Consider the following 11,707-nt stretch of genomic DNA (forward strand, 5'->3'; position numbering starts at 1 on the left):
GAAAGGGGCCGGAGGGCCCCGGGCGTCACAGGGTGCGCAGGAGCACCGCCGGTTGTTCCACGCAGTCCGCCACGTAGCGCAGGAAGCCGCCCGCCGTGCCGCCGTCGCACACCCGGTGGTCGAAGGTGAGCGAGAGCTGGACGACCTGGCGTACGGCCAGCTCACCCTCGTGAACCCAGGGCTTGGGCACGATGCGGCCGACGCCGAGCATCGCGGCCTCGGGGTGGTTGATGATCGGTGTGGAGCCGTCCACGCCGAACACGCCGTAGTTGTTCAGCGTGAAGGTGCCGCCGGTCAGCTGTCCCGGGGTGAGACTTCCCGCGTGGGCGGCCTCGGTGAGCCGGGCGAACTCCGCTGTCAGGCCCTCGGCGTCGCGGGCGTGCGCGTCCCGCACGACGGGGACGACGAGGCCCCGCTCGGTCTGGGCGGCGAAGCCCAGGTGGACCTGGTCGAGCCGGACGATCTCCCGGGCCGCCGTGTCGACCGTGGAGTTCAGCTCCGGGTAGCGGGCCAGGGCCGCGGTGCAGATCCGGGCGAGGAGGGCGAGGAGGGAGATCTTCGGTCCTCCGGCCGCGTTCATGACCGTCCGTGCGCGCATGAGTTCCGTGGCGTCGGCGTCCACCCAGCAGGTCGCGTCGGGGATCTCCCGCCGGCTCCGGGAGAGCTTGTCGGCGACGGCGCCCCGCACGCCCTTGAGGGGGACGCGGGTGCCCCCGGTGAGGGCGGGCGCGGACGTCACGGCCGCCGGCGGCGCGGTCACTGCCGGCACCTGGGCGGGAGGGGCGGCGGGCGCGGCGGGCTGCCGCGGTGCGGTGGTCGTGCGGCCCTGCGCGGCGGCGACCCGCAGCGCGTCCTCCACGTCAGCCCGCAGGATCAGCCCGTCGGGGCCCGAACCGTGCAGCTCCCGCAGGTCCAGCCCGTTCTCGCGGGCCAGCCGGCGCACGAGGGGGGAGATCACGGGGACCGGTCCCTCACCGGGGGCGCTCCCCTCGGCCTCGGGGGCGGCGGGCTCTGCGGGCGCGGCGACGGGGGCGTCGGGGGTCAGGGGTCCAGTCGGGGCGGACCCCACGCCGTTGACGGAGCCCGCCGACGGGGCCGTGGGGGTCAGCGGCCGTACCCGGCGGCGCCGGGCCGGGGGTGCGCCCGTGCCGTAGCCCACGAGGACGTTCCCCGAGCCCTCGGACTTGGTCTCGCGCTGCTGCTGCGCGCTGTCCCCGGCCGGGCCGGGCGCCGTCCCGGCATCGGCTGCCGAGGCGCCCACCGCGACGGTCAGCAGCGGTGCGCCGACCGGGAGTTCCGTGCCCTCCTCGCCGAAGCGGGCGGTGACGACACCGCCGTAGGGGCAGGGCACCTCGACCATCGCCTTGGCCGTCTCGACCTCGACGACCGGCTGGTCCACCGCGACGACGTCGCCGACCTCGACCAGCCAGCGCACGATCTCCGCCTCGGTGAGCCCTTCTCCGAGGTCGGGCAGCTTGAACTCCAGCACCTGTGCCATCAGTTCTCGGCCTCCCATTGCAGACGCGCCACGGCGTCCAGGATGCGGTCGACACCGGGCAGGTGGTGGCGCTCCAGCATCGGCGGCGGGTAGGGGATGTCGAAGCCGGCAACACGGAGCACCGGTGCCTCCAGGTGGTGGAAGCAGCGCTCCGTGACGCGGGCCGCGATCTCCCCGCCCGGGCCGCCGAAGGAGCCCGACTCGTGCACGACGACCGCACGGCCGGTCCGCCGTACGGAGGCGCAGACCGTCTCGTCGTCGAACGGCACCAGCGAGCGCAGGTCGACCACTTCGAGGTCCCAGCCCTCGGCCCGGGCCGCCTCGGCGGCTTCGAGGCAGACGGGCACCGACGGACCGTAGGTGATGAGGGTGGCGCTCCGGCCCGAGCGCCGCACCACCGCACGGCCTATCGGTTCAACGCTCTGCGGCTCGTCCGGGTTCCAGGAGTCCTTGGCCCAGTACAGGCGCTTGGGTTCGAGGAAGACGACCGGGTCGTCGGAGGCGATGGCGGCGCGCAGCAGACCGTAGGCGTCGGCGACGGTCGCGGGCGTGACGACGTGGAGACCCGGGGTCGCCGCGTAGTAGGCCTCGGAGGAGTCGCTGTGGTGCTCGACGCCGCCGATGCCGCCGCCGTAGGGCACCCGGATGGTGATCGGCAGGGGCATCCTGCCCCGGGTGCGGTTGCGCGTCCGGGCGACATGGCTGATGAGCTGTTCGAACGCCGGGTAGGCGAACGCGTCGAACTGCATCTCCACGACCGGGCGCAGCCCGTACATGGCCATGCCGACGGCGGTGCCGAGGATGCCCGCCTCGGCGAGCGGGGTGTCGGTGCAGCGGTCCTCGCCGAACTCCTTGGCGAGTCCGTCGGTGACGCGGAAGACCCCGCCCAGGGTCCCGACGTCCTCCCCCATGACGTGCACGGTGGGGTCGGCGGCCATGGCGTCGCGCATCGCGCGCGTGAGGGCCTGCGCCATGGTGGCCGGTTTCAGGGCGACGGTGGCCATCAGTGGGTTTCCTCCCGTTCGGCCTCCAGCTCGGCCAGCAACTGGGCGCGCTGCTCCCGCAGCTGCGGGGTGGGCTCGGCGTAGACGTGGTCGAACAGGTCCATCGGGTCGAGCCGGGGGTCCTGGTTCATGCGTTCGCGCAGGGCGGCGGCGAAGGTCTCGGCGTCCTGGCGGGCGGACTGGACGCCGGCCTCGTCGAGCAGGCCGCGGTCGGTCAGCTCGCGCTCCAGCAGCTGGATGGGGTCGTGGTCGCGCCAGGTGTCCACCTCGGCGTCGCCGCGGTAGCGGGTGGCGTCGTCGGCGTTGGTGTGGGCGTCGATGCGGTAGGTGATCGCCTCCACCAGGGTGGGGCCGCCGCCGGCGCGGGCGTGCCGTACGGCGTCCGAGAGCACCTGGTGGACGGCAACGGCGTCGTTGCCGTCGACCAGGCGGCCGGGCATGCCGTATCCGACGGCCTTGTGGGCCAGGGAGGGCGCGGCGGTCTGCTTGGCGAGCGGCACGGAGATGGCGAACCCGTTGTTCTGCACCAGGAAGACGACGGGGGCCTGCCAGACGGCGGCGAAGTTCAGCGCCTCGTGGAAGTCGCCCTCGCTGGTGCCGCCGTCGCCGACCATCGCCAGGGCGACCACGTCGTCGCCCTTGAGGCGGGCGGCGTGGGCGAGGCCCACGGCGTGCGGGAGCTGGGTGGCGAGGGGGGTGCACAGCGGGGCCACCCGGTGTTCGTACGGGTCGTAGCCGGTGTGCCAGTCGCCGCGCAGCAGCGTGAGCGCCTCGACGGGGTCGACGCCCCGGGCGACGGCGGCGAGGGTGTCGCGGTAGCTGGGGAAGAGCCAGTCGCGCTCCTCCAGGGCGAGCGCGGCGGCGACCTCGCAGGCCTCCTGGCCCGTGCTGGACGGGTAGACGGCGAGCCGGCCCTGCTTGGTGAGGGCGGTGGCCTGCGCGTTGTAGCGGCGACCGCGGACCAGTTGCGCGTGGAGCCGGCGCAGCAGCTCCGGGTCGGTCTCGGCCGCGGCCTCGGTGCCGAGGACGCGGTACGGCTCCGCGTCGGGCAGCAGGGGCGCGGGGTCCATGCGGGGCTGCCAGGCGGGCGGCGGCGTGGGCCGGTACGCGCCTCGCTGCTCCATGACCGTCATGACGGCACCTCCTCGTGGGAGCGGCTACGGGGAGGCGCGTCGGCTGTGATGCGCCTCACCTACCGATTGTTCGGTCGTCGGCACATTTTGGCTACGGGTGACCCCAGGCTGTGGACAAACGGTTCTCCACAGCCTGAGATGGACGCAGTACGTCCATGGTAGGGAGGCGGGGGGACATGGCATCTGAACAAATGGCCGAGGGCCCGGACTCGGGGCTCGTCCTTCCTCCCGCCCGTCCGCTCGACGCCATAGACCAGGACATCCTGCGGATGCTCCAGACGGACGGCCGCGCCTCGATCCGCTCGGTCGCCGAACGGGTGCACGTCTCGCGCGCCAACGCCTACGCGCGCATCAACCGGCTCGTCGAGGACGGGGTGATCCGCGGGTTCGGCGCCCGCGTGGACCACGAACGCGCCGGGCAGGGCACGTCCGCCTACATCACCCTGAAGATCGTCCAGAACTCCTGGCGTACGGTCCGCGAGCAGCTGCGCCGGCTCCCGGGCGCCTCCCACATCGCTCTGGTCGGCGGTGACTTCGACGTGCTCCTGCTGGTGCACACGCCGGACAACCGCGCCCTGCGCGAAGTGGTGCTCACCCGTCTGCAGGCCATCCCCGAGGTGCTGAGCACGCGCACGCTGCTGGTGTTCGAGGAGGAGGATCTGGAGCCGCAGGGCTGAGCACCGCGCCCGCGAGCGCCCGCCGCGGCCTTCAGCTCGGCGACCAGGCCGACGCTGGCAGCCCGGTCACCGTGTGGACCGCCCCGCCGGCATCCCGGACGCGCGCGGGCAGCGGGGAGCATGCCCGCCCTCTCCGCGCACCGGTGCTCAGTCGGCCTGGCGCAGCCCCCCGAAGACCAGCCGCACCACCGCGTCGCCCACCTCGCGTTCGGTCATGCCGCGGCCGTCCGGGCGGTACCACTCCACGATGGAATTGATCATTCCGAAGACCAGCCGGGTGGCCAGGCGGACCTCCACGTCGCCCCGCACGTCGCCGTCGTCCGCGGCCGCCTTGAGGAGCTCGGCGACCCGGTGGTCGAAGTCGCGGCGGCGGTCCAGGGCCCAGCGCTCGGTGCCGGTGTTGCCGCGGACCCGCAGCAGGAGGGTGACGTAGGGGAGTTCGGCGATGAGGACCTCCACCATGCGGCGCACGACGTACTCCAGCCGCTCGGCGGAGCGCCCCACGCGTGCGTGCTCCTCGTCGAGGATGCCGAACAAACCGTCCAGGGCGCGGCTGACGGCTCGCCGCAGCAGCTCCTCCTTACCGGCGACATGATGGTAGATCGACGACTTGGAGATGCCGGCCGCCTTGGAGAGGTGCTCCATGGAAGTGCCGTCGTAACCGCGCTCGTTGAAGACCTGGACGGCGACGGAGAGCAGCGTCTCCGGGGTGTAGGTGTCGCGCTTGGCGGTGGTCACGAGGTGCCTTCCCGCTTGTCCGTGGCGTGCCCGTGGCGATACAGCGCGAGAGAGGGGGCGTAACGGCCCGACGGCTCGCGCAGGTTCAGCTCCTCCAGCAGGTCGTGTGCCCAGGTCCGGCCCAGCCTGCGACTCCACTCGAAGGGCCCGAGGGGGTAGTTGACGCCCAGGCGCATGGCGGTGTCTACGTCCTCCTCGGTGGCCACGCCCTTGGCGACGGCGTCGTACGCGAGGTCGACGATCCGCGCGACCGTGCGGGCCACGATCATGCCGGGGACGTCACCGATGACGCTGACGTCCTTGCCGAGGGCCTGGAAGAGGCCGATCGCCTCTGCCAGGGTCTGCGGTGAGGTGTCCTGGCACGCGGACAGGGCGACGCGGGTGGACTTGCGGTAGTCGAGGGCGAGATCGAAGTAGACGACGTCGCGGAACTCCACGGAGGTCTGCCCGTCGGCGAGTGCCAGCCGGCCGCCGGACGGCAGCACCAGCCGCGAGCCGCTGTCCTCGTCCTCCTCACGCACCTCGATGCCCGCCTCGCGGATCAGCGCCGTCAGCTCGCCGGCGGGGCCCAGATCGCCCTCGACGACGACGTGGGCGGGCGCCCGGTGCTTCTCCGCGGTGTGCGGCTCGGGACGCTCGACGGCACCGGACTCACCGGAATACTCGTACCAGCCCCGGCCGCTCTTGCGGCCGAGCCGGCCCGACTCGACCAGCCGTCGCTGCGCGAGGGACGGCGTGAAGCGGGTGTCCTGGAAGAAGGACTGCCAGACGGAGTGGGTGACGGACTCGTTGACGTCCTGGCCGATCAGGTCGGTCAGCTCGAAGGCGCCCATCCGGAAGCCGCCGCTCTCGCGCAGCACCGCGTCGATGGTCGCGGGGTCGGCGCCCTGCGCCTCGTAGACCGCGAACGCCTCGGCGTAGAACGGCCGGGCGATGCGGTTGACGATGAAGCCGGGGGTGTCGGCGCAGGCGACCGGTGTCTTGCCCCAGGCGCGGGCCGTCTCGTACGCGCGCGTGGCCGACGTGACGTCGGTGGCGAACCCGGAGACGACCTCGACCAGCGGCAGCAGCGGGGCCGGGTTGAAGAAGTGCAGGCCCACGAAGCGGCCGGGGGCGCGCAGGCCGCCGCCGATGGCCGTGACCGACAGGGACGAGGTGTTGGTGGCGAGCAGACAGTCCTCGGAGACGATCGCCTCCAGCTCGCGCAGCAGCTCCTGCTTGACGTCGAGACGCTCCAGGACGGCCTCGACGACGAGGGCGCAGTCGGCGAACTCGGTGAGGTCCCGCGCCGGCCGCAGCCGGTCGCGGGCGGCGTCGCGGGCGGTGGCGGGTAGCCGGTCCTTCTCGACCAGCCGGTCGAGCCGGGCGACGATCGCTGCGGTCGCTTCCCGGGCCCGCCCGGGTGCGGCGTCGTAGAGCCGCACGGGGTGCCCGGCGACCAGCGCGACCTGGGCGATGCCCTGGCCCATGGTGCCGGTGCCGACGACGCCCACAGGACTGCTGAGGTCGAGTGCTGTCATGGGCGCGATCCTCCCGCACGGGGTTTTCCACAGATGCGGCAGGCCCCCTTGTCCCGACCGATCGTTCGGTTACTCTAACTCTCACTGGCTGTTCCTGCCCATGTTTCCGCCCAGGTCATGAACTCGACGGAGAGTTCTTGAGACGAGGAGTTGGTCCCGCATGGCCGCCCGACTGACCGCGCACGAACTGATCGCCACCCACCGGCCCACGCTCGATCAGGCGCTGGAAGCGATCCGCACGCGCGCGTACTGGTCCCCCCACCCCGAGCACCCCAAGGCGTACGGGGAGAACGGCAGCCTGGACCTCGCGGCGGGCAAGGCGGCCTTCGACGCGCTCCTCGGCACCCGCCTCGACCTCGGCCAGCCCGGCACCGACGGCTGGGTCGGCGGCGAGGTGTCGCCGTACGGCATCGAACTCGGCGTGGAGTACCCGCACGCCGACCTCGACGTGCTGCTGCCCGCCATGCAGGCCGGGCAGCGGGCCTGGCGGGACGCGGGCGCGGAGGCCCGCGCGATGGTATGCCTGGAGATCCTCAAGCGGATCAGCGACCGCACGCACGAGTTCGCGCACGCGGTCATGCACACCTCCGGCCAGGCGTTCATGATGGCGTTCCAGGCCGGCGGCCCGCACGCGCAGGACCGCGGCATGGAGGCGGTGGCGTACGCGTACGTGGAGCAGGTCCGCACGCCCGACACCGCCGAGTGGACCAAGCCGCAGGGCAAGCGCGACCCGCTCGCCCTCACCAAGCGCTTCACGCCCGTCCCGCGCGGCATCGGCCTGGTCATCGGCTGCAACACCTTCCCGACGTGGAACGGCTACCCGGGGCTCTTCGCCTCCCTGGCCACCGGCAACGCGGTCCTGGTCAAGCCGCACCCGCGCGCGGTGCTGCCGCTCGCGCTCACCGTGCGCGTCGCGCGCGAGGTCCTCGCCGAGGCGGGCTTCGACCCCAACCTGGTCGCGCTGGCCGCCGAACGGCCCGGCGAGGGCATCGCCAAGACGCTCGCCACCCGCCCCGAGATCCGGATCATCGACTACACCGGCTCGACCGCCTTCGGCGACTGGCTGGAGGCCAACGCCCGCCAGGCGCAGGTCTACACGGAGAAGGCCGGCGTCAACACGGTGATCGTGGAGTCGACGGACGACTACAAGGGCATGCTGTCCAACCTGGCGTTCTCACTGTCCCTGTACAGCGGTCAGATGTGCACCACTCCGCAGAACCTGCTCGTCCCGCGCGACGGCATCCGCACCGACGACGGCGTCAAGACGTTCGACGAGGTGGCCACCGACCTCGCGCGTGCGGTGGACGGTCTGCTCGGCGACGACGCGCGCGCCAACGGACTGCTGGGCGCCATCGTCAACCCGGACGTCAAGGCCCGCCTGGAGGCCGCCGCCGGTCTCGGCGAGGTCGCGCTCGCCTCGCGCGCGGTCACCAACCCCGAGTTCCCCGACGCGGTCGTGCGCACCCCGGTCATCGTCAAGCTGGACGGCACGAAGCCGGACGCCGAGGGCGCCTACATGAGCGAGTGCTTCGGGCCCGTCTCCTTCGTCGTCGCGGTCGACTCGGCGGCCGACGCCGTCGAACTGCTGCGGCGCACGGTGCGGGAGAAGGGCGCGATGACCGTCGGCGCGTACACGACCGACGCGGAGGTCGAGGAGGCCGTCCAGGAGGTCTGCCTGGAGGAGGCCGCCCAGCTCTCCCTCAACCTCACCGGCGGGGTCTACGTGAACCAGACGGCCGCGTTCTCCGACTTCCACGGCTCGGGCGGCAACCCGGCGGCCAACGCGGCCCTGTGCGACGGCGCGTTCGTGGCCAACCGCTTCCGGGTGGTGGAGGTGCGCCGGGAGGCCTAGCGGGCGCCGCGCAGGCTCCAGTGGTACAGCGTCATCGCCACGCTGGTGGCGAGGTTGTAGCTGGAGACCTGCGGCCGCATCGGCAGGGACAGCAGCCGGTCGGCACGCGCGCGCAGGGCGGCGGACAGGCCGCCGCGCTCGGAGCCGAAGGCGAGGACGGCGTCGTCCGGGAGCTCGGCCCCCCGGATGTCGTCGCCCTCGGGATCCAGGGCGAACAGCGGACCCGTCGGCAGTTCGTCCACACCGAGGCGCTCCACCACCGTGGCGAAGTGCAGCCCCGCCCCGCCGCGCACCACCGTGGGATGCCAGGGGTCGACGGTGCCGGTGGTCACGACCCCGGTCGCCCCGAACCCGGCGGCCAGCCGGATGACGGCGCCCGCGTTGCCGAGGTTGCGCGGGTCGTCGAGGACCACGACGGGCGCGGACCGCGGGGTGCGCGCCAGCGCCTGAAGACCGGCCTCGCGCGAGGGCCGTACCGCCAGCGCCGCCACGGCGGTGGGGTGCGGGCGCGGCACCAGGCTCACGTACGCCGCCCTCGGCACCTCGACCAGCAGCCCGGCCAGGCGCTCCCGTAGGTCCGGCGCCAGGTCGTCGGCGAGGGCCAGCGCGGCCGCCCGGTCCGCGGTGACCGCCACCGGAACCTCGGCGCCGAAGCGAAGCGCGTGCTTGAGGGCGTGGAAACCGTCGAGCAGGACACGGTCACCGGCGAGGTCGCGCCACGCCCCGAGGGGGTCGTTCATGCGGGGAAGCCTACGTGTCCGGGGTCGGGCCGTTCCGACGGCGGAACCTCCGTCCGGCCCCGGTCGGCGGACGCGCCACCGCCCGGTCGGAGGCGGGCACGCGCGCGTGCGACCGCGCCGCCGACCCGGCGCAGGAACGAGGTGGGCAGGAAGACCGAGTCGGCCGTGATCATCGCCAGGGAGAAGAACGGCAGGCCGAGGACCACGGCGATCACCGCGTGCTCGGTCATCATCGCGGCCAGCAGGACGTTCTTGACGCGCCGGTTGAACAGCGTGAACGGGAAGGCGACCTGGGCGACGACCGTGCCGTAGGTGACCAGCATGACGGCGAGGGCGCTGGACGCCAGCAGGTCGCCCAGAGCGGGCCAGGGCGAGAAGTAGTCCAGGTGCAGCGGGTAGTAGACGGCGGTGCCGTCCTGCCATCGGGTGCCCTGGATCTTGTACCAGCCTGCCGTCGCGTAGATCAGGCACGCCTCGGCCATGATCACGACGAGCGCGCCGTTGTGCAGGACGTTCGCGATCACGTCGAGCAGGACACGTGGCTCCGCGGACCGCGCCGCCCACCGGCCCGCGAGCCACCACAGGGCTAGCGCGGCCCAGGCGGCCCACAGCAGCGCCGGAACGGTCCACTCGGCGGGGGAGAGCCGACCCGAGGCGGTCACCGCGGCCAGCGCGCAGCCGCACAGGGCCCACAGCAGCGGTCCGACCCGGTCGGTGACCTGCTCTCCGCGCGCGCGTGCCGCGTCGGCGCGCCGGACCCGCCGCGCGTCCAGCGACCACACCCGGCCGCAGCGCGTGAAGACCAGGTAGACCGACATCAGGTGCAGGACGTTGTCCCCGCCGTCCCCCATGAAAACGCTGCGGTTCTGCAACGACAGCACGCCGGCCATGAACAGCACCGACATGGTGCGGGTGCGCCAGCCCACCAGCAGCAAGGCGGCGGACAGCACCGCGCAGGCGTACACGAGCTCGAACCACGGGCGCGCCTCGGACCAGCTCAGCGCGGTGAAGGCGCCGTTCATCTCCAGCAGCCGCCGGGCCAGCGGCCAGCTCCAGGGCGCGTCGGGGCCGTACAGCTCGGCGCGGTGCGGATACTCCCGCAGCAGGAAGAGCAGCCAGGTCAGGGCGAAGCCGATGCGGACCACGGCACTCTGGTAGGGCCCGAGGGGGGATCCGGTGACGCGGGTGATGCCGTTGGAGAGGCCCAGGGCGAACCGGTTCACCGCGCTCCTCCGTCGGTCTCGCCGGCGCTCACCGTCCACCAGGGCAGGACGCGGAAGACCGGTTCGAGCGAGATCGTCTCCTCGCTCCAGTCGGGCGGCGGCACGTTGACGGTGCGGGAGCGCACCTGGACCCGCTCCACCACGCCGTCCGCGCCCGCCACGCCGGACCGCTGCAGCCTGAGCACGACGATGCGGCGCAGGTAGGCCTCGGACAGCGCGCCGCGTTCCCCGACGGGTCGGTTGTCACCGCCGTGCGTGCTGGAGAAGAAGTCCCAGGCCCGGCGCAGTTCGTTCTGCTGGGTGTGGCTAGGCAGCGGGTTGCCGTCGATGGCGCGACCGTCCTGCGCCGACAGGTCGTACCAGCCGGTGGTGTGCGAGCTGCCGTCCGGTGTCCTCGTCTGGGCGCGGACCTGCACGGCGATGTTCTGCTGGAGGGGGTTCGGGGCGAACAGCTTCCAGTTCTGTTCGAACTCCGGGTAGACCCAGTCGTCGACGGCCTCGCCGTGCGTCTTCGTCATCGTGTTCGACGGCGCGACGTGCAGGAACACCATCCCGAGGTGGACACAGACGGCGACCGCGACCACGGCGACCGCGACGGCGGCGCAGAACTGGTAGCGGGGCGACAGGGCGGCCACACCGGTACGCGGTCCGTCGACGGACGGACCCGTCCCGGGCACGGCCTGCCGCCCGCCGGCACCGAGACCGACCGGGCCGACGACGGGCCCGGCAGCGGCGCCGGCATCGTCACCGGCATGAGGGTCGGCATGGGCGTGAGTATCAGCAAGGGCGTGAGCATCGGCATGGGTGTGAGCATCGGCCGGAGCAGCGGCAACGGCCTCGGCTGAGGGGGAGACCCTGGCATCGGCCGTGAAACCGGCGGAAACCGCATCGGCCGTGACACCGGCGGTGGTCTCGGCGGCTGCCTCCCTCGTCTTCCCGGGGGGCGGGGCGGGCGTCCTCTCGGGGGACGCGGGCGCGGCGCCGGTCCGGGTGGGGCCGGGTCCGCGGATGTGCTCGGCCGGGGCCGGCTTCTCCTCGGCCGGCGCCGGAGCCGGTGACTGGACAGGCACGCTCGGGACAGGCGTGGCCGGGGCGGGAGCGCCCGGGGGCGAGGACGATGGCCGAGCGCTGGCTGGGGTGTCGGCGCCCGCGTCGTGCGTGTTCATTCGCCCCGTTCCCGATGTCGGTGCTCGTCGGTCGGCTCACCGCGGAGCCCTCGGCCGGTCTCATGACCTGTTCACCCGGACGGCGCAACCGCGGCGGCTCCACGGAACGGTACTCACGCCCGCCGCCCGGCGCAGCTCTCCCCAGCAGTCGACTCG

11 protein-coding genes are annotated in these 11,707 nt (G+C 73.1%); 3 read left to right on the forward strand and 8 right to left on the reverse strand.

What is annotated here, in order from left to right:
* Positions 1-25 precede the first annotated feature (25 nt).
* Genes AC3ET3_RS00540 through pdhA form a run of 3 tightly spaced genes read right to left on the reverse strand, consistent with a single transcriptional unit; the run spans position 26 to position 3,635 of the window.
* Positions 26-1,498 (reverse strand): dihydrolipoamide acetyltransferase family protein, encoded by a 1,473-nt coding sequence (locus AC3ET3_RS00540; protein WP_435611426.1) that lies wholly within the window; start codon positions 1,496-1,498, stop codon positions 26-28.
* The gene (locus AC3ET3_RS00545; protein WP_432133585.1) at positions 1,498-2,502 is read right to left on the reverse strand and encodes an alpha-ketoacid dehydrogenase subunit beta; all 1,005 of its coding nucleotides are present in this window, start codon (positions 2,500-2,502) and stop codon (positions 1,498-1,500) included. Before AC3ET3_RS00545 ends, AC3ET3_RS00540 begins: the two co-directional genes overlap by 1 nt.
* Entirely contained in the window at positions 2,502-3,635 is a 1,134-nt protein-coding gene (pdhA, locus tag AC3ET3_RS00550) for a pyruvate dehydrogenase (acetyl-transferring) E1 component subunit alpha (RefSeq protein ID WP_432133584.1), read from the reverse strand. The genes AC3ET3_RS00545 and pdhA overlap by 1 nt, the downstream gene beginning before the upstream one ends.
* Before the next feature lie 191 nt (positions 3,636-3,826).
* Here pdhA and AC3ET3_RS00555 point away from each other — a divergent pair, with 191 nt between their 5' ends.
* Positions 3,827-4,312, forward strand: a complete 486-nt coding sequence (locus tag AC3ET3_RS00555) for an Lrp/AsnC family transcriptional regulator (RefSeq protein ID WP_432133728.1) — start codon at positions 3,827-3,829, stop codon at positions 4,310-4,312.
* A gap of 147 nt (positions 4,313-4,459) precedes the next feature.
* Here AC3ET3_RS00555 and AC3ET3_RS00560 read toward each other — a convergent pair whose 3' ends face one another.
* Positions 4,460-5,050 carry a TetR/AcrR family transcriptional regulator gene (locus tag AC3ET3_RS00560; protein WP_432133583.1) on the reverse strand — a complete coding sequence of 197 codons (591 nt, stop codon included), beginning with the start codon at positions 5,048-5,050 and terminating at the stop codon, positions 4,460-4,462.
* A complete protein-coding gene (locus tag AC3ET3_RS00565; protein WP_435611427.1) occupies positions 5,047-6,570 on the reverse strand; it encodes a 3-hydroxyacyl-CoA dehydrogenase in 1,524 nt (507 codons plus the stop codon). Before AC3ET3_RS00565 ends, AC3ET3_RS00560 begins: the two co-directional genes overlap by 4 nt.
* 160 nt (positions 6,571-6,730) lie before the next feature.
* Between AC3ET3_RS00565 and paaN the strand changes: the two genes are divergently transcribed.
* Positions 6,731-8,422: a phenylacetic acid degradation protein PaaN gene (gene paaN / locus AC3ET3_RS00570; RefSeq protein ID WP_432133581.1), complete on the forward strand. Its 1,692-nt coding sequence runs from the start codon at positions 6,731-6,733 to the stop codon at positions 8,420-8,422.
* On the opposite strand, the gene AC3ET3_RS00575 is transcribed toward paaN, so the two are convergent.
* The 3 genes from AC3ET3_RS00575 to AC3ET3_RS00585 are packed head-to-tail and all read right to left on the reverse strand — an operon-like array spanning position 8,419 to position 10,903.
* Positions 8,419-9,162 carry a TrmH family RNA methyltransferase gene (locus tag AC3ET3_RS00575; RefSeq protein ID WP_432133580.1) on the reverse strand — a complete coding sequence of 248 codons (744 nt, stop codon included), beginning with the start codon at positions 9,160-9,162 and terminating at the stop codon, positions 8,419-8,421. The two genes, paaN and AC3ET3_RS00575, sit on opposite strands and share 4 nt — an antisense overlap.
* Positions 9,159-10,385, reverse strand: coding sequence for an HTTM domain-containing protein (locus AC3ET3_RS00580; protein WP_435611428.1), 1,227 nt, complete (start codon positions 10,383-10,385; stop codon positions 9,159-9,161). The genes AC3ET3_RS00575 and AC3ET3_RS00580 overlap by 4 nt, the downstream gene beginning before the upstream one ends.
* Positions 10,382-10,903, reverse strand: a complete 522-nt coding sequence (locus tag AC3ET3_RS00585; protein ID WP_432133578.1) for a DUF5819 family protein — start codon at positions 10,901-10,903, stop codon at positions 10,382-10,384. The genes AC3ET3_RS00580 and AC3ET3_RS00585 overlap by 4 nt, the downstream gene beginning before the upstream one ends.
* 39 nt (positions 10,904-10,942) lie before the next feature.
* Between AC3ET3_RS00585 and AC3ET3_RS00590 the strand changes: the two genes are divergently transcribed.
* Positions 10,943-11,230, forward strand: coding sequence for a hypothetical protein (locus AC3ET3_RS00590; RefSeq protein WP_435611429.1), 288 nt, complete (start codon positions 10,943-10,945; stop codon positions 11,228-11,230).
* Positions 11,231-11,707 lie beyond the last annotated feature (477 nt).

This window comes from Streptomyces sp. bgisy159 (assembly GCF_057707805.1).

What these genes read in the sequence shown, in the direction of transcription:
- AC3ET3_RS00555 (WP_432133728.1), top strand. Translation starts at nt 3,827, where the DNA reads ATGGCCGAGGGCCCGGACTCGGGGCTCGTCCTTCCTCCCGCCCGTCCG.
- AC3ET3_RS00575 (WP_432133580.1), bottom strand. Translation starts at nt 9,162, where the DNA reads ATGAACGACCCCCTCGGGGCGTGGCGCGACCTCGCCGGTGACCGTGTC.
- AC3ET3_RS00540 (WP_435611426.1), bottom strand. Translation starts at nt 1,498, where the DNA reads ATGGCACAGGTGCTGGAGTTCAAGCTGCCCGACCTCGGAGAAGGGCTC.
- AC3ET3_RS00585 (WP_432133578.1), bottom strand. Translation starts at nt 10,903, where the DNA reads ATGACGAAGACGCACGGCGAGGCCGTCGACGACTGGGTCTACCCGGAG.
- AC3ET3_RS00545 (WP_432133585.1), bottom strand. Translation starts at nt 2,502, where the DNA reads ATGGCCACCGTCGCCCTGAAACCGGCCACCATGGCGCAGGCCCTCACG.
- AC3ET3_RS00565 (WP_435611427.1), bottom strand. Translation starts at nt 6,570, where the DNA reads ATGACAGCACTCGACCTCAGCAGTCCTGTGGGCGTCGTCGGCACCGGC.
- paaN (WP_432133581.1), top strand. Translation starts at nt 6,731, where the DNA reads ATGGCCGCCCGACTGACCGCGCACGAACTGATCGCCACCCACCGGCCC.
- pdhA (WP_432133584.1), bottom strand. Translation starts at nt 3,635, where the DNA reads ATGACGGTCATGGAGCAGCGAGGCGCGTACCGGCCCACGCCGCCGCCC.